Genomic DNA, 18125 nt, shown 5'->3' with positions numbered 1-18125 from the left:
GGGCAGTGCGCAAAGCGGCCCTGGCGGCCGCCTGCCCCACTGGCTGCAGGTGCGCTGTGCCTACTTTTCCAGCACCTCGATCCTGTCCACCTTCTGGAAGCCTCTCGGCAGCTTGTTACCCCGGCGGCCGCGCTCGCCCCGGTAGTGATCCATCTCCGAAATCCTGATCCTGGTGTGACGTTTGCCCGCGTGTACCAACAGCTGGCTTTTGCCTTCCAGCACGGCCACACCAACCACCACTTCCTCGCGGCTGGCCGCCCGCGCCGCGGTGATATTGATGATTTTGTTGCCCTTGCCCTTGGACAGCTCCGGCAGCTCGCTCACCGGAAATACCAGCATCCGGCCCTCGGAAGTCACCGCCGCCAGCAGGGCCTCCTGCGGGCAATGCAGGACACAGGGGGACAGTACCCGGGCGCCCTTGGGCAGGGTCAACAGTGCCTTGCCCGACTTGTTGCGCGACTGCAGGTCCGACAACCGGGCAATAAAGCCATAGCCGGCATCGGAAGCCAGCAGGATGCGCTGGTTGTCCGGGCCCATCAACAACCCCTCGAAAGTGGCCCCGGAAGGCGGGTTGATACGCCCACTGAGCGGCTCGCCCTGGCCCCGTGCCGAGGGCAGCGAGTGGGCGGCGATGGCATAACTGCGCCCCGTGCTATCCAGCAGCAAGGCCGGCTGGTTGCTCTTGCCGCGCGCGGCAAAACCCAGGCCGTCGCCGGCCTTGTAGCTGAGAGCGGCGGGATCGATGTCATGGCCTTTGGCCGCGCGAATCCAGCCCTTCCTGGACAGCACCACGGTGATCGGGTCGGCGGAGAGCAGCTCCGCTTCGCTAAAGGCCCTGGATTCTTCCCGCGTGACAATCGGCGAGCGGCGCTTATCCCCAAATGCCTTGGCGGCAGCCAACAACTCTTTCTTGATCAGGGTCTTCAGGCGGCGCTCACTGCCCAGGGTTTTGCTGAGGGTATCCCGCTCTTTTTCCAGCTCCGCCTGTTCGCCGCGAATCTTCATCTCTTCCAGGCGCGCCAACTGGCGCAGCCTGGTATCGAGAATGTAATCCGCCTGCACCTCGGTCAGCTCGAAGCGCTCCATCAATTCCTGCCTGGGCTCATCGCAAGTGCGGATAATCTCAATCACTTCATCGATATTGAGAAAGACGATCAGCAACCCCGCAAGCAGGTGCAGGCGTTTCTCCACCTTGTCCAAACGGAACTGCAATCGGCGGCGGGTGGTGGTGGCGCGGAAGGTCAGCCATTCGCGCAGTATTTTATCGAGGGCTTTCACCTGGGGGCGCCCGTCGATACCGATCATATTCATATTGACGCGGTAATTGCGCTCCAGATCGGTGGTGGCAAACAGGTGGTGCATCACCGCTTCCACGTCCACCCGATTGGAGCGGGGCACGATCACCAGGCGCGTGGGGTTTTCATGGTCCGACTCGTCGCGCAGGTCGGCAATCATCGGCAGCTTCTTGGCCTGCATCTGCTGGGCAATCTGCTCCAGTACCTTGGCACCACTGACCTGGTGGGGCAGCGCGGTGACCACGATATCACCCTCCTCCCCGCTCCACAGGGCGCGCATCCTGATGGAACCGCGACCGGTCTCATAGAGTTTGCGCATATCCTCGCGCGGGGTGATGATCTCCGCCTCTGTGGGCATATCCGGGCCGGGAATATGCGCGCACAGGTCCTCGACGGTGGCTTTGGGGTTTTCCAGCAGGGCCACGGTGGCGTTGACCACTTCGCACAGGTTGTGGGGCGGAATATCCGTGGCCATCCCAACCGCAATACCGGTGGTGCCATTTAACAGGATATTGGGCACCTGCGCCGGCAGCACACAGGGCTCCTCCAGAGTGCCGTCGAAATTGGGCTGCCAGTCCACCGTGCCCTGGCCCAGCTCCGACAACAGCACTTGCGAATAATTGCCCATCCGCGACTCGGTGTAACGCATGGCGGCAAAAGACTTGGGATCGTCCGGCGAACCCCAGTTGCCCTGGCCGTCCACCAACGGGTAGCGATAGCTGAACGGCTGCGCCATCAGCACCATGGCCTCGTACACGGCACTGTCACCATGGGGGTGGTACTTACCAATCACATCACCGACCGTGCGCGCAGATTTCTTGTACTTGGCGGAACTCTTCAGCCCCAGTTCACTCATGGCGTACACAATACGCCGCTGTACCGGCTTCAGGCCGTCACCAATATTGGGCAGGGCGCGGTCCAGGATCACGTACATGGAGTAATCCAGGTACGCTTTTTCGGTATACGCCTTCAGCGGCAGGCGCTCGGTGGCCTCGTAGACAGTGGTGTCGGTCATGCAGCACTCGTTGTTCGATTTGCGAGGGGCGGATTATGGCGGACCGCAACGGGAGGTTCAAAGGGGGTGGCGCACCGGACCAGCCTGAAGCGCAGGGCTCGAGACGGGGATCTGCCACCAGCCCCGGTTAAGCGGCCACCTTTTAAAATATACCTGCCAATTTGCGATCTGCACCTGCCCCGGAGGGCACTTCAATACCAAACACCGCCAGCAAAGTACGGCGCAAATCCCTCACATCGGCCAGCGTTTTCTCGGTTTTGGATCCATTGATCGGTTGGTAGCTCAACTGGTGGTCCAGCAGCACATGGCGCCCCTCGGGCACTATTCGCGTTGCAATCAGCTGCTGTACAAAACGGGACTCCGGGTGTGTACAGCAATACCAGTTGGCCATTTTGTAATCGCCCGCGGTGCGGGGCCTGCAATCAAAGCGATACATGGGCGCCCAACCCTGCGCAATGCGGATTTCCAGCAGGTATTCCTCCCCTGTCAATGTCAGGCGGTAAACCGCATGGGGGTGCTCTGCCGGGCAGCAGAATCCATCCGCAAAGGGGCCGAGGGTGTATTGCTGCCGAACCCCGCATCCAGCAGATAGGGGACACCCTCCAACACAACCCGCAGTAGCATATGGGACTGCGCGGATTGATGCCCCTCGGGCATTTGCCACAAGACACGGGCAGCGAGCCCCGTCACCTGAAAGCCGATCTGCTGCAAGACCGCGCGCAGGAGCGCATTCTGTTCAAAACAATAGCCCCCGCGCTGGTGATGCACCAGTTTGTTCTCAATGGCGGCCAGTTCAATGTTGACCGGCTCACCAAGAAAGGGGGTGATATTCTCAAAAGGGATACTGTCAACATGCCGGGCTAGCAGTGTCTTAAGGGTTTGCAGCGTTTGCGCCGGCCTGCCGCTGTAGCCAATACGTGCAAAGTAGCTGTCCAGATCCATGCTGTGTGTGTCTGCTGTCATCTGCCTGTTATCCTCCGGGCCGGGTTTCAATACGGGGCAGCCTAACAGCGCAACTTAGGTTGAGGTCAATACCGGAAAACAACCTGTTTACGCTGGGCTCCCAGCCCCAGGGGCCTTTATAACCCTGACAGGAAAGATTGAAAATTCCGCAAAGAATGGTAAGACAGGTTTACGTTTTCTGAGCGCCATGCGCAGAGTAGGAACGGGTAGACAAAGGCAGGTTTTGCCCAGTTGGGGAGGGTTGAATCCAGTTGCCTCAATAGTTCCGATAGTTAAAAATACGCGGAATCCTATAATAAATCGGCTTTAAGGGACTGCATGACCGATACGCTCAAAGATATACTCTCCTTTGTGCAGGAGATGGGCCTCAAGAACGGTCTCTTTGTCATCTTTTTCATCTTTGCACACTACTTGTTGTTCTGGATGTACCGCGGCCGCCTGAAAGATCGCCAGCTTGAAATCGATCGGCTGGCAGCGGATAATCGGGAATACCGGGATAGGTTTCTGAAGCTGATGGACAACGCCTTTTCTTACTCCCCGCCAACCAGAAAGGCGGCACCCAGAAAGCCAGTCAATGAAAAGGAGTCTGGATAATGCTCTATCTACTGCTGGCAATGGCCCTGTTCGGCATTGCCTTTCAGTTATACCGGCTTGCAGAGATGAAAAAGCATGATCAGCATTTATTCGAGCTTTGCCAGTTGCGCAGGGATGCCATCCGCTACCTCTCCAACGCTTACGAAGATCTCACCAGAACAGACTATATCGCCCTCAGAAAGATCAACGATGCCCTGAGTACCATGATTGCGAGCTACAGCGAGCAGAGAACGGTTATCTTCAATCTCAAACGGTTTTCTGTGCACCTGGATGAACTGAAAACCTTCGAGAACAAGGCTAAAAATATATCCACCAGCAATACAGAAATACAAAATCTGCTCAACAGAATACACCACTCCATTTTTAAAGCCTTTCTCGCATTTACTCCCCGGTTGAAATCGGAACTGGCCTTCACACTTGAACTGCACCTGATCACATTCGGTGTGCGCGCAGGAATCAATTCCCTGAAAGGCTATTTACTGAGCCTCAAGGAAGCGAAAATGATGGTTAATGCCTTTAAGCAGTCGACCGCGCCCTGCTAGCTTCTAACTTCTAGCTTCTGCAGTTGCCCGCAACGGATTGCCTTGTAAAACGGGTTTCGTCTAGTTGCAATCCCGCTTTCTCTTGACTGTACCCTTGACTGCCTTTCGGGATTACTCGAAGCCCTTCACCACCAAGTCCGCTCCGCCTGTGCCCATAGACGCTTTCTGTTTCCAGCCAGGATACTGCAAAGCGGTAAAACCTTGCCCACAGGAAAGCGTATGATGCTTACCGCTGCAAGTACAAAAACGAAAGAGCCCCGGTAGCCGACGCGCTTACCGCCCCGCAGTGACAGCAGAAGAAGGTAAGCGCTGGCGTTGCTGCTTGGGGCTGCACAGGTTTTCGAGGCGCTCGCTCTGACTCTCAGGGCCCCGTTTATTTATCGGGTCGCGGCTTGAATGGTCTGATGATGGCTGGAGGCTGATTGATTGGGCCCGCCTCCAGTGCACAGGCTTCGTTCAGCGCCCAGGTCTCATCCAACCATTGCAGGAAATGCACGGCCCGCATCACCCGGTTGCCCCTGCCGGGCGCAATATGCAGGTCTATCGCGTTCTCTTTGATGGCGACCAGCGTGAAGGTGAAATAATCCCCCAATTCCACTGGCTGAAATAATCGACAGGGTAATATAGACATTTTTATAGGCTCCTTGAGTCGCCTGTGACGGAAAGGTGCCGAAAAAGCACAGCGCTTTGTGCGGTTTATCCCGCCGCAGGCGTAGTCCTTGTGGGAAAAAAGTAAAGGGAATTGTAGGTTGGGTACGCAACCAGAGAGGCGGTGCGCGGCTGAAGTAAAAGACCACACCAATCATCACGCAACGCCACAGCACACTCCGCCGCCGGGGGCAGGAGTGACCCGGAATGCACGCCTTCAAAAAGACCTTTATTGAAGACGAACGAGTGTATGGCGTATCATTCAAGACAGCCTCGCTAGATAGCTTATTTATCTATTGGGGTTAGCCATTCCTCGGTGTTCCAGCACCGGGGGGTGGCGTTTTTCTATCATTTACGCGGTCATGATGCGGTCCTGCTTTATTGGTTGAAGCTTTGTTGTGGCTGTGGATTGCCCGCAAGCGCCCCGGTTGCAGGGCGCCTTGCGGGCGGAATCACAATGATTGTTAAGCGTTTTTTCGGCTTTATTCTCTGTTTTTTTGTTCGCTTAGGCCGGATTACCGCTTGGCGGTAGGGCAGCAGACCCTACCGTAATCCCTTTTTACAGGGAATACAATCAAGCCGAAGCTTTAGGCGACACCGAATTCAGTTTCCCTGGCGGGTAGCGATTGGCCAGGGATTTTGGTTAACTGCAACTGTACATCAGATGCGAACGGCAATACGAACCTCACGAGATAGCAGCGTAGGTTCCTGGCCGTCGATGCATACTCCGCGCAATTCGCTGGGATCCAACTTGGTACTACACAATCGGTACCACAGCTGACAATCTACTTCCCTGATCGTCTGGAGAAATATATCAGTTTATAAGACTACTTGGCTGATACAGGGTTTTGAACACCCTCGATTTAAAAAATAGGCCCGCATTTGTGAGCTATTCGACAATTATTCTGAACTGTTCAATTCAGTAATAGCTTCATTTAGTTTATTACCCAATTTACTTTCCGCGCCCTCGTCAGAAAGAATTGCAGAAAGAACCGGTACAATTTTTTCTTTAGCCTCACTCAATGACATCAAAAGATCCAACGCTTGCTCTCGGCAACTAGAATTAAGATCCGCCACTTCACTCAAGAAAACCGGTAAAAAATCAATTATAGAAACGCGACAAGCCTCTCTTAACCCAAGCTCTTGACCATCATACGAACACTTTAATTCTTGAGCAGCATGCCCGTTGGCTATTTCAAAAAGCAAATCATAAACGTAATCACGACCTAAAGATGTGTCTGATTGCAATATCTCTATCAGAAACGGAATAGCATAAAATGATGCTTCATATAGGTCTGACTGCAATACAATATGATTATCAAGCTGCCAATAAGAAGCTTCCCTAGTTTTTGCATCTTCTGAAATTAAGTTTTTTATAGCTGAGGGAACATGCTCAGCATTACCATGAGCTTGCTGCAACTGTTCCCAATTCACACTATCAATTTTATCAAACATGCATTTACCTTATTCTGGTCCAAATTTATTGGTGCATCTATCACAGCGAGGTATTACCTTCTCGTTGCGTGGTCGAATTACTTTTGTAAATTCAATAGTTTTTGGATCTGGATTCCCTAAAGCTTCAGCGGCAAGATCTTCAGCACATTTCTCAAAATCACACCCTGTTCGTTTAACTCCGACCGCAACTTTACCAGTTGCTGGATCGTGTGCACCGACAACAGTTGAAACCTTCTTTATTTGTGTATTGGATAATTGAGAAATCTCATTTAACTTCGAATCTCGGGCGGCTTCAGCACGCTGCAATCCACTCTTTATAGCCTTAGTTAAGTCCTTCGTCCCCTCTATAGCCTTATCCGCGCCCTTACAGAGTTTACATGCGACACCAACAACAGCTATAACAGCTCCACTATAGTCCCCATTTTTCAAATCGTTATAAGCCGCTTTAGCATCATTATAGCCGGACGCTTCTGCAACAGCACCGGACGCACCTCCCTCCTGGTAACCTTCATATGCAGAATAGGCTACAACTGCAATTGTAATAGCGAGAAAAACAAACTCGCCATTAGGATCAACATAACTAATCGGATTATTGCGCCCATAGCGATAAGGCGTCCAGCGCTGCGGATCGGTAAAGCGCGCCGCGGTATTAAGCAGCGGGTCCGGGCTGATAAAGGTGCCGAAAGCTGATTGCAGGTAGCGCCGCTCAAAATACCCCAGGCCGGTGGTTGTATCCCGCTCCTTGCCCGTATAGCCGTAGGGGGCCGCCGCGCTGTCACCGAGGACACTGTCCAGTTCGCCATAGGCCTTATAGGTAAAGGCGTTGACCAGCCCGGCATCGGCATCCAGCGTCAGCGCGGTGGAGCCCAGGTGGGTGTGCAGGTAGTAGGCGCTGGGCGCAAAGGTTTCCCCGCCCCGGTCACTGCGGGCAATACGTCGCTGGCCAAGGCGAATGTATTTCAGCAGCTGGCCGTCGCGCACCTCGCTGTCTGCATCGATATACAGGGTAACACTGCGGGCCCCACCGGTACCCTCGGTGATTTTAAAGCGGCGCTGGTGTTTGAAGTCATAGCCGTAGTGATCCGCCGCCTGGGAGTTGCCGGCGGTGACCAGGCGCTGGTCGTGGTCCCACTGATAGTGCTGGTCGCCGGCTTGAATCCGGTTGCCGTTGTCGTCGTACTCTATTGCACCCTCGGCCCAGCTCAGGGCCTGGGGCCCGGGCAGATTCCCACGGCTCGTGCGATTGGAGGCGCCGCTGTTACTGTTTGCACTGCTGCCGCCATAGCGCAGGTCCGTGATCTGTATTGCGTCACTGGTGGCCAGGTCCGGCAGGTTGACGGGGGAACGGCCCAGTTGCAGCAGGTTGCCGATTTTGTCGTAACTGTAATACGTCTGCTCACGATCATTGGCCACACCGGTCAGGCGGTAGACGTCGTCATAGCTGTAGACCACATTGTGTGCCAGTGACGCTGCCTGGGCGGCCGCGCCGAGTTCAGCAGCCATGGCAGTCAGGGCGTCGGCGGAGCGCTGGTCGTCGATGCCCAGTACATTGGAGACGGCATCAAAACGGTAGTCCCATTGCTGTAATTGCAGTGCGTCTGCGCTGCGCACGGTGTGCAGGGCGGCGAGGCGCTGACGTTCGTCGAAGTCCCAGTGGGTCGCCACTCCGTTGGCGAGCCCCTGGTGTTGCAGGACGCCGTTGGGGGTATAGTCCAGCTGTTCCACCACACCCGGAATCCGCTCCAGCAGACCGCGGGCATTGTAGTGGAAATCCACCCGGGTATTGTCGGGATAGAACTGTTTTACCGGGCGCCCGGCGCTGTCGTAGACAAAGCGCGTAGTGTAGAGGGGGCTGTCGATATCCGGGCCGAGGATTTTGCGCTGGCGCTCTACCACTTGCCCGCGCGCGTCGTAACGCCACTGTTCAAAGCCGGCCTGGTCGGTGACTTTGGCCAGGCGCCCGCGTAAAAACCCACCGTCCGCTTCGCTGCGCTGGTCGTACTGGTAGCGCACCACAGGGGCCGTAGTGCCCAGCTGCACATCCGGTTGCCAGTGCCCGCCAGCCGGCGCTTCTCCCCGCGGCGGCAGGTGATATTCGTTCAGGAGGCGGTTGGCACCGTCATAGCGATAGTGCCGCTCCTGGCCCCGGGCATCGCGGGTGGCGAGCAGGTTGCCGGCGGCATCGAAGTGCTGCCAGCGCTGCCCGCGATTGGGGTCGTCCAAAAACCGCATCCGCCCCAGGTGGTCGTAGTGCATGCTGCGCACATTGTTTTGCGCATCCTGCAGGCGGGTGAAGTTATCGTTGAGGTCGTAGTCGTAGTACGTCGACCAGGTGGCACCGCCAGCGCCGCCCTGGGTATTGGCACCGACAATTTCATCCACTTGGCGCAGGCGGTATTCACCCCGGGCAGTTTGCAAACCGTCGAACACCAGCCGCTTGGCGGCACCGGCATGGGGGCTGTTGGCACGGGTCTGCTCTTCATCCTCCCGCAGTTGCACCAGCGGCTGGTAGGTAATGCGGCTGAAGACACTTTCCCCACTCTCTGCGGAATAGGGCTGGCGGGTTTCCTGCATACGCCCCAGGGCATCGTAGCGGTACCGGCGCTGGTGAGGACCCTGGTCGCCGGCCTGGTAAGCGAGGCCCTCGGCAAAATACGGCAGGGCGGTGCGAGAGACCTGGCCCCGCGCATCGTAGCGGTGGTGTTCACTGACCACCACCTGACCGGGCTGTTCACCCTCACTGCGTACCATCAGGGTTCGGCCCAAGCCGTCGTAGAAGTGGCGGCTGTCGATGGTGCCACCGCCCACGTCTTCACGTTGGCGTGTTTCTACCCAGCTAATCAACCCGTTTCCGATCGGTCGTGCTAACTGATACTCGTACGCAAGCGTCGGTGCTGACAGGCTGTCTCCAGGTTTTACAATAGCGGTAAGTCGCCCCAAGTCATCGAATTGATAGTGGGTTTGCTGCCCATTAAAATCGGTGAAGCTCTGCATCACCCCAAGCGTATAATCGTAACTCGCTTTCGCAGTAAGTACATTTGTACCGGTATGAATACGCTCTTCAATGGGATACAGTGAATAGGATGGGTCGAATACCGTTTCAACCAGGTGCCCCGGCTGTTCGGGCCACAACGGGTCCATCTGCGCAATAATATTACCAACACTGTCGTAGCGATAACGCTTAAGTTCAATATAGGCGTTCGGGTTGCTGGCATCGGTCCAGGCCCTGTGCTGGGTCAGATTGCCCTTACTGACAAAACCTAAATTCCCTCCGCTAAAACTCTCGTCGTCGTAAAACCATTGCTCTTTGGCAATCAATTGATGGTTTAAATCGGTGACTGTTCGCTCGATTGGCCGTTGTAATATCCACCGGGCCTGTCCTGCCGATGATTCGGAACTGTAACGCCAGCGGGTGATCCGCTCATCTCCCCAGTTGCCATCCTGACGGCCAAGCTCTTCAATGCGAATCGTATTACCAAAATTATCATAGGCAAGCTGGGTCAGTAACCTCACCGCCTCGCCCTGACCTAATTCAAAAACGATGCGTTCATTCTTGGTCAATTGCGCTTGCAGAACATCCCGCTGGTCCTCAGCAATGGACTCAGCAATTTCTGCAATTTCCCAGTTATAGCTTTCCTGGTCAAACAGTTCTCCCTGATCATTTTCACGGCGAGCGATCTTTAATTTTCCTTTTAAAACTTCAGCGCTTTCACCCAAGTGGTATTCATTGATATGGTGTAGTGTTGGGACATCCTGGCTTCCATGTTCAACGACTTCCACGCTTTCAAAGCCCCAAAAGGATTTGTCTGACGGGTTATACCATCCATTGTGATAGTTAAAGTGCTTGCGCTGGATAACGCCGCTTACACCATCTTCCACGTCAATACTTTTGACCACCTGCATACCAATCGGCATTTTTCTGGTCCAGGGTCTCCCCTCAGCCATATCGCGCAGTCGTTCCCGCTGCAGAGAAATGTATTGAAGCGTTGTTTTTTTCCCCAGCCCATTGTCAATAACCTTTAGTTGATAGGGCTGTTCATTGGGGGAAAGATCGGCAACAGCATAACCGCCGTCTGAAGAGGTACGTTGATACCAGATGATATCTTGAGAACCATTACCATTAATATCGATAAAACGTATAGCATCTGGCGTGGTAAGTGTACCTGGAGCGGTGATAGAGTTTTTTGCGCTGAAACGAGACAATGTGTGATCGTCGGGATCAAGGCCATGATTCAGCCAAAATTCTGCCCGCGGCCCATTCAGATTGACTAAGTCGGCACGACCGTCACCGTTAATATCGGCAAATCGGATTTTTTTAGGGTCTAAAGGAACATTAACAACGGCATTAAAACTAACCCGGGCTCCAAACCCGGACAACCCTCGATGTGGAAAATAAATCACTTTAAGATCATTTTGAACCTGCGCAATTACCACAATGTCAGATAGGCGATCTCCATTCATATCGGCCAAATGGACCTTTGGATTGGAAAAATCCACAGCAATTAAATCGTCGTGCGTGGGTAGATCAATAACATTACTCCAGCCATCCGGCAAGTTGAGTAGTGCGCTAAACTTTAACGACCGCCCGACCCTCGTTACTGATAATACATCTGTGCGTTTATCATGATTAATATCAATCAAGCGCGTATTTGCACTATCCAGTTGCAATCCGGCACGCTGGAGAGAACCGTGACGCTCCCATTCAAAAGAATCACTGATACCAAAAACTTGCGTGTCCGACGTGGTGTAATTCAATAGTTCAGTACGACCATCCGCATCAAAATCTGCCAGCAGATTGTTCTCGTTTGTAAATCTTAAGCTGGTCCTCCCTACCATGCTTTGATCGGCAGACCATTGAACCACTCCTTGTTCGTCGGGCCCCTGATTCAACCAAAACACATGATTTTGCAGGCCGGTATTGAGGATATCAGGCAACCCATCCCCATCCATATCGAAAAATTCAGTAGATTCTGAATAAATTGGCGCATTGATACCCGGCATGATGTGTTTATCAACCTTGTCCGGGTCAAACCGAGTCCAAGTAAAATTCAAAGGGGGAAGATGAGTAGTGAGGTCCGCGCCATATTCGGTAATACGGCTTAATTGTGATAGTGGCTGTAAATCTGTAGTTGGATAATACTCAAGCCGATATTGTCTTATCGATTTACTCCCGGCAACCATGGTAACGGTTGCAAGGCGGTATTGCGTTTTTATTCCATAGCCAGCCCGGTAATCCATCAAAATATCCGGGCGTATTTCGTAGCCGAACTGAATACGGGCTGGGTCGGCTTGCCCGTGATTATAGGTAATTTCGGTTAAGTAAGGCTGTGTGCTATCATCAATTTTTTCCCAGTGGTAATCGATCCCATTACCATTTGTATCTGTATATTGCTTCGGATACCATCTAAATATTCTCGAGTCAGAAACAATTCTGGTTTCATCTGTTGTTCCCAATTGAAGTTTATCGCCATTGGGATAATGCAGCAGCCAACCCTGGGACAGTCTCTCATACTTAATGAAGTCAGATTCTATTTCTGCACGATAGTCTCCCTCTTTTGTCAATACCAATTCTCGGCCTTGCGCATCAATAAATTGATCAGCTTCTGAAAATTCATCGACTTGCCCATTATTATTATTGTCCAGTTGATCACCAGCTGGCCATTCAGAATAATTGGGCAGCCCTAAATCTGTTTGTCTCTGTAAATAAGGAATAGAAAGTTTGACTCCAACCCCAACTATTCCATTCCCCAGGCCACTGTTGTAATTGAGAGAAAGATTGGGGGATAAGCCATTCCGCCCCGAGGGTGTTACCAATTTCACCTGATACTGGCCAGTACCCGAGTTCAACTGTGGTGTGAAAGATTCCCCCAAGCCCTCGATGGAACCGGGGCCACTCGGCAACGATAAAACGGTTGGAGTAACTGGTGCCGCACCCATTGCCGAGCTACAAATTGTTATAAGCAGTATCAATCCGGCCAGACAATTACTAAGGCGGATTCGAAGACATTTCGCACACCAAACTCCTATGACCGGTTTAAAAACCAACTTAGTAAAATCCATAGTAAAAAATATCTCCGATGTAACCCTCGAATTACAACCATGATCTATTCAAGATACAACAAATAGGCAAAAAACTGCCCCTGCCTGGCAGGGGCCACTGTTAAGTAATAATCAAGGGGTTAATCACAATTATTGTTCTGCAATACGGGCATCCTGCTCAAGCCGTTCTTCAAAGAACATCAGCTCTTGCGGTATCTTACTGGCACTAAACCCGGCATTACAGGTTTGGATATTGCGCGATATGTATTTATGCCTTACAACAATTTCAATATCATCGACATCACCTATATTGAACAAATCACCAAATTGATCCGCTGAAAATATCGCCAGATGCCATTTCGAAGTTGCCACACTGCGCTCTTTAAATGCGGAAGTCGGGTACACCAGTCCAGTCGGCTCACCTCTTATTGCCGCATTGAAAGACACTGTGTAGCTATCTTTATAGTTAAGTGTATTGGCGCCTGATACATCCCAGAAGCGTGCGCTCAGTACATTGTAACGGTCAATCCGGTCCAATATATCCGGTACATTTTCCTCAAGGCGAGCACGGAAATAACTACTGCCCCCGTAAGTCAATTCAATACTGGTCCTGTCTTCAAACGCACCAAACTGACTTAGAACATTGACACCAATATCGATTATTTTGTCATTGTAATCACCGCCATTGTAAATACACAGTTCCCCATTGCGCTCCAAAATACGAGGCCCCTTAAAGAAATTGATTCCCGCAATAGGCTTTAAGGTATCAAAGTTAAACGCTATCCACTGTTCATTACCAAAATCCAACAGGTGGTAGCGCAAATAGGCTTCAAAGGCATCGCCTGCAGAGAGCATTTCTGAGGCGCCAATTGCGGGATTGGGATGCGGATACTGCTGGGGCTCTCCCCGAATCGTATCGTAATAGCCAAGTATATCCTCTTTCAGTGAAATACTATCGGTACTTTCTTGGAATGGGCGAACTTGACGAGCATTATCGAAGTTTTGCATTTCATAATAGAAATGTTCCAACGCGTCGGCATTTCGCAATGCAAACACACTGTCTTTTACCATTCCGGAATCACTGGAAAAAGGCTCCTGCCACTTATACTCCAACGCCTGGACGGCATAGAACATCCATTCCTGGGCACGCTCAAATGCAAACTCTGCTCTCTCCAAATCCTTGTTCACACGCTTTAAGTGTATGGGATCGGCGAAGTAGTTATCGATTAACCCGGACTGTAGATCCGCGGCGCGAGTCAACAGGCGGTTTACTTGGTTCATCAGTCCAACCAGCCGCTCCACTTCCACCTCAACATTCGCTTCAGCCAGAGCGATATCCAGGTTGAGAATATTTGCCTGCAACCACATGGAACGGATACGAGCTTTGAAGTTCACTTCATTAATTTCGGCTCTCAGCGCCTGGATTTGTGCTCGCTCTTCATACGCCAATTGTTGGCTTAACGCCTGTAATTCTCCTTCCTTTCTTATCTGTCGGATATTGATATTGTGATTCTGGATACTCTGGGCTCCAGAGGAGGCTTCTGAGGCTGCCTTTGCCTGTGCGATTCGCACAGAGACTTCGGAGGCACCATAGGTAGCAAGCGCAGCCGCCACTCTCACCACAGCACCTAAAATCGAACCTTTTCGTCTCGCTCTTTCAGCCCGTTCCCGGATTTTGGTAATTTGATTCGTAATCTGAACCTGTTGCTGCCCATACTCGATTATCACGTCCTCGATGGCATTCTCCAGGCCATTCGCCTGGCCAAAGCGATCGATTTCGATTTCAATATCATCGAGCAAATTGCTTAGGCGCTGCTCATTTCTTTCCAGCTCTATTTGAGCAGTTTCTATATTTTTACTCTGAAGAGCAATTGTGCTACCCAGAACCGCCGTATCCGAACGTACAACACAGGGTGTGCCATCGCAGTCTTCCTGATACTCCCAGCCAATTAAGCCTTTGAGCGCATCATTCACCGCAAGCATACGGTCCCGGTAATCGGTTTGGAAACTTTGCTTTGTTCTCCGGAATGAGTCGTAGCTCCCCTTTGCGGCATTCAGGTTCTGTATTGCGTATGCCAGGGAACCGGTGGTGGGGTTGTGATTCCTAATAATGGAATCGAAACTGTCGCCGTTTGAATTCTGGTCAAACATAATTAATACGGCATTATCCGGAAGCCCCAATAAGTTGGTTTCTCCGCTCAACCAGGTATCGATATTGGCCAACTGACTCAAGGTGCCGTCAAATTGTACTATTGCCTCAGGAACACCGGTAAATCCCGGCAGGGTATCCAGTTCTATCCCTGGAAACACTCCGCGAATGCTGGTGTCACTTGCGATCAGTTTATTACGCAATTGTTCAGCATCGTTTCGCAGCTGCTCTATGACTACAGAATCCGTCTCGCCTGAGCTGACAATCAAACGGCTAGTGTTATACAGCACTTCGCCCCATTCATTCATCAAATCATACAATACACGGACGTCTTTATAACCGGTGAATAAATCACTGCTCTCAGAGACATTGGCACTCTCGCCGTTCTGACTCACATATCGGGGGCTATTCTGTCCTCTTGATGCGCTCCTTGCGGCAAGAATGCCCGGGTGATCGGACAACACTTGCGAATACGCATCAAAGCCCGCTTCCAATATATCCATTGCCTGCTGATACGCAGCAATTTCTGCGCTAATATCACCATCGTTAAGCCGTAGTTTACGTGCCAGATCCAGTTGCTGGTTGGCCGATATCAATTCGGCCACAGCCCGGTCATAGTAAATATTGAGTAACAGAGTCTCGACTTTGTCACGTAGCGTTGTACTGATACTTTCGGTAAGCAGTGTTTTAGCAAAGTTCAACGCTTCCCCGGCTCGATTTCGCTCCGCAGGGCCATACAGTACCGAGAAATCCTGGTCCTCATTAGTATTGCCGACACGGTAAATAACCTGACCCGTACTGGGGTCCAGTACATAGGAAAGATCCAGGTACCGGAAGGCAGCCAGGTCCCTGGAAAAAATACCCTGAACCGGGTTTTCCTGGTTTACCGCCACCGGATCGGCATCGTTGTAGTAGAGCTGTTTGCGGATCGCTACTGTGGGGTCCAGAACCAGCGGCCCACCTTCTGTATAGGTGGAGCAGCTGCGATTACAGGCACGTACCCGAAATCGATAACTGCTTTCAAGCACCAAGCCCGAAACTCTGACACTGGTGGCAGGACCGGTGTAGACATCCTGCCAGACATCACCGTTTCGCTGTTGCTGCAGCTCATAACCGGCCGCTCCGGGACTCGCTGCCCAGCTGATAGTGACGCTATTGCCAGGAACACTGTCCGGAATGTTGATTGAGGCAGGGGGTGAAGGAGCCAGAGGAACAGTCACAACCGGCCCCTCTGTATAGGTACTGCACATATCAGAGGTGCAAGCTCTTATCCGGTACTGATACTGGCCATGGGGCAGATCGTTTTCATTAATTTCATTGCCACTTCCTGCGTAGGAAGCTGTCCAGTTACCACCATTGAATCTACGTTGCAGTTCATATCGATTAGCGCTATTGCTAGCGGGCCAGCTAACCGTATAGGTGCCATCGGCATCAAAGTCCGGATAATTTAAGGATATTGGCGGAGATGTGACGGTGACTGGCTGACATAGTGCAGACCGTTCAGTGTACAAATAGTTAAGCGCTACTATACAAAAAGAAAAGGTACCGTCTCGGGTTAACTCAATACTATGCGCACCCTCCTCAGTGTCATAGTAGTGCTCCTCCTCTCCAAGGATAATGATTTCCTCTGGTGTATCATAAATTGAAGAATAAGCTACAATGCCGGCATATTCGCCCGACACCTGCACAACTCTAAGGGCATTATCAGAATCATGTAGGCTAAACCAATGATACTGCCACTCGAAATTTACTGTACGATTTGAGGCAATATTACTGATGTAAGTACCAACGAATGGCGCGGCCGGCACACCACCAATTCCACCAAGATCGAAACTTTGATTACAGAGTTCAAGCTGCCTGCAAGTATCTATATCAGGAAAAGCCATAGCACTTCCTGAAAAACCCAGCAAAGCTGCCAACCATACTGTCACTATTCCATACCTCAAACGCAACACTCTGTTCATTGTTATTTTCCTTACAATTTATGTGTAACATTTCAGACTGACACACCTCAATGGAGAAACCTGTCCAATTGTGTTGATTTCCGGATCAAGATACGCAGGGTACGTATTTTGATCGTTATTTTTTTATTAAATTAATTTCAAATTTTCCCTAGGGAAGCTCTGATTAAGCCCAGAAACCTTCTGGAAATTCAGATTTCTCCCATAATCTCCGGATTTCATGCAAAAATGGGCTCGTTTTAACGCCCTGTTTTGCCTGCGATCCGCCCGCTGGCGGATTGCAGGCGCACCTCGCCTACGCGAGGAGTGAACCTTTGCTCTTTAACAGATTTGTAAAGCCTGCCAAGAGATACAGGCGCTCCGTATTTTTCGCAAGGCCGCGATATCGAACTTTGCTGTATCCAAATATGCGTTTGATCGTGAGAAACGGGTGTTCAACTTTAGCGCGAACTTGGGCCTTTATTTTCTCCGTCTTGGCTTCGTCGCTATTCTTTGCGAGCTTGCGCCTCCGGCCTGGGCGCATCGCAATGTGCCAATCGACATCTCTGCCTTCATGCTCTGACCGCTTCTCTATACCGAGATAACCGGCATCCCCCCAGACTCTCTGCTCATCACCATGCAATAGCTTTTCGGCTCGCGTAATATCGTGTTCGTTCGCGCCAGTGGTTTCAATGCTATGGATCAGGCCCAGTCCATCGTCCACGCCAATATGCATCTTCATTCCAAACTGCCACTCATTACCTTTTTTGGTCTGGTGCATTTCAGGATCGCGCTTTCCATCACGGTTCTTTGTAGAGCTGGGGGCCGAAATAATGGTTGCGTCAACAATGGTGCCCTCGCGTAGGGCCAATCCATGGACAGCGAGGTGATTATTGATCTCCTGGAATAGTTTCTTCCCGAGATTATGTGTCTCTAACAAATGGCGAAATTTTAAAATAGTCGTTTCATCAGGCAGATTATCCGACAGACGTAAGCCCGCAAAGCGTCGCATAGATTCAATCTCATACAGCGCATCCTCCATGGCAGGGTCACTAAGATTGTAAAACAATTGCATACAGTGAACGCGCAGCATCACTGACAGTGGGTATGGGCGGCGCCCATTCCCGACTGTCGGGTAAACCGGGCGAATACGTTTCTCAAGCTTCTTCCACGGAATTAGCTCATCCATTTTCAAAAGAAACTTCTCTCGGCGCGTCTGGCGCTTCTTGTTACTGTATTCAGCTTCGGCAAAGGTCAGTTGGGACATGGGATTAGCACAAAATTAAATTTCGACAATCTTACCTGAATCGTGGGACTTAATCAGAGATTCCCTAGCTATGGTTATTTTCCTTTCAATTTTTACACTTCAATTAAAGCAATTTCTCGAGAGATCAGAGTTTACTTACCGCCAAATTCTCTGACAAATATGCCAGCTCAATGTCAGACTGCTAATTTAAAGGTTCGCAGCACCTCAACAGGCTAATT

8 protein-coding genes and 2 pseudogenes are annotated in these 18125 nt (G+C 51.6%); 2 read left to right on the top strand and 8 right to left on the bottom strand.

Translation table 11 applies throughout. The features are described 5' to 3' along the window. Positions 1 to 60: 60 nt before the first annotated feature. Entirely contained in the window at positions 61 to 2310 is a 2250-nt protein-coding gene (gene parC / locus Q5Y71_RS02365; protein WP_306039743.1) for a DNA topoisomerase IV subunit A, read from the bottom strand. A 142-nt stretch (positions 2311 to 2452) separates the two neighbouring features. Next, positions 2453 to 3252, bottom strand: a pseudogene (locus Q5Y71_RS02360) (arylamine N-acetyltransferase). Positions 3253 to 3591: 339 nt separating this feature from the next. Between Q5Y71_RS02360 and Q5Y71_RS02355 the strand changes: the two are divergent. Continuing rightward, positions 3592 to 3867, top strand: a complete 276-nt coding sequence (locus tag Q5Y71_RS02355) for a hypothetical protein (RefSeq protein ID WP_306039742.1) — start codon at positions 3592 to 3594, stop codon at positions 3865 to 3867. Continuing rightward, positions 3867 to 4409, top strand: a complete 543-nt coding sequence (locus Q5Y71_RS02350; RefSeq protein WP_306039740.1) for a hypothetical protein — start codon at positions 3867 to 3869, stop codon at positions 4407 to 4409. Before Q5Y71_RS02355 ends, Q5Y71_RS02350 begins: the two co-directional genes overlap by 1 nt. A gap of 373 nt (positions 4410 to 4782) precedes the next feature. Here the strand turns inward: Q5Y71_RS02350 and Q5Y71_RS02345 are convergent, their stop codons facing one another. The 6 genes and pseudogenes from Q5Y71_RS02345 to Q5Y71_RS02325 all read right to left on the bottom strand — a co-directional run bounded on the left by Q5Y71_RS02345 (position 4783) and on the right by Q5Y71_RS02325 (position 17907). Beyond that, a complete protein-coding gene (locus tag Q5Y71_RS02345) occupies positions 4783 to 5040 on the bottom strand; it encodes a hypothetical protein (protein ID WP_306039739.1) in 258 nt (85 codons plus the stop codon). Positions 5041 to 5957: 917 nt separating this feature from the next. Next, on the bottom strand, positions 5958 to 6512 hold the full coding sequence (locus tag Q5Y71_RS02340) for a hypothetical protein (RefSeq protein ID WP_306039738.1): 555 nt from the start codon (positions 6510 to 6512) through the stop codon (positions 5958 to 5960). 9 nt (positions 6513 to 6521) lie between these two features. Then, on the bottom strand, positions 6522 to 11513 hold the full coding sequence (locus Q5Y71_RS02335; RefSeq protein WP_306039737.1) for a toxin TcdB middle/N-terminal domain-containing protein: 4992 nt from the start codon (positions 11511 to 11513) through the stop codon (positions 6522 to 6524). A 336-nt stretch (positions 11514 to 11849) separates the two neighbouring features. Beyond that, positions 11850 to 12449, bottom strand: a pseudogene (locus Q5Y71_RS17480) (SpvB/TcaC N-terminal domain-containing protein); the annotation flags it as partial. 252 nt (positions 12450 to 12701) lie between these two features. Next, complete coding sequence (locus Q5Y71_RS02330) at positions 12702 to 16664, bottom strand: fibronectin type III domain-containing protein (protein WP_306039735.1); 3963 nt, start codon at positions 16662 to 16664, stop codon at positions 12702 to 12704. Positions 16665 to 16956: 292 nt separating this feature from the next. Continuing rightward, a complete protein-coding gene (locus tag Q5Y71_RS02325; protein ID WP_371876981.1) occupies positions 16957 to 17907 on the bottom strand; it encodes an IS5 family transposase in 951 nt (316 codons plus the stop codon). Between the last annotated feature and the right edge of the window lie 218 nt (positions 17908 to 18125).

The organism is Microbulbifer sp. 2205BS26-8 (assembly GCF_030731025.1).
GTDB classification, from domain to species: Bacteria; Pseudomonadota; Gammaproteobacteria; order Pseudomonadales; family Cellvibrionaceae; genus Microbulbifer; species Microbulbifer spongiae.
Note: the sequence above shows the minus strand (reverse complement) of the source record. Positions and strands in the feature narration are given on the sequence as shown.

Bases quoted from the DNA above. Each gene is read 5' to 3' on its own strand.
- parC (WP_306039743.1), bottom strand. From the start codon at position 2,310: ATGACCGACACCACTGTCTACGAGGCCACCGAGCGCCTGCCGCTGAAG.
- Q5Y71_RS02355 (WP_306039742.1), top strand. From the start codon at position 3,592: ATGACCGATACGCTCAAAGATATACTCTCCTTTGTGCAGGAGATGGGC.
- Q5Y71_RS02350 (WP_306039740.1), top strand. From the start codon at position 3,867: ATGCTCTATCTACTGCTGGCAATGGCCCTGTTCGGCATTGCCTTTCAG.
- Q5Y71_RS02345 (WP_306039739.1), bottom strand. From the start codon at position 5,040: ATGTCTATATTACCCTGTCGATTATTTCAGCCAGTGGAATTGGGGGAT.
- Q5Y71_RS02340 (WP_306039738.1), bottom strand. From the start codon at position 6,512: ATGTTTGATAAAATTGATAGTGTGAATTGGGAACAGTTGCAGCAAGCT.
- Q5Y71_RS02335 (WP_306039737.1), bottom strand. From the start codon at position 11,513: ATGCCGGGTATCAATGCGCCAATTTATTCAGAATCTACTGAATTTTTC.
- Q5Y71_RS02330 (WP_306039735.1), bottom strand. From the start codon at position 16,664: ATGAACAGAGTGTTGCGTTTGAGGTATGGAATAGTGACAGTATGGTTG.
- Q5Y71_RS02325 (WP_371876981.1), bottom strand. From the start codon at position 17,907: ATGTCCCAACTGACCTTTGCCGAAGCTGAATACAGTAACAAGAAGCGC.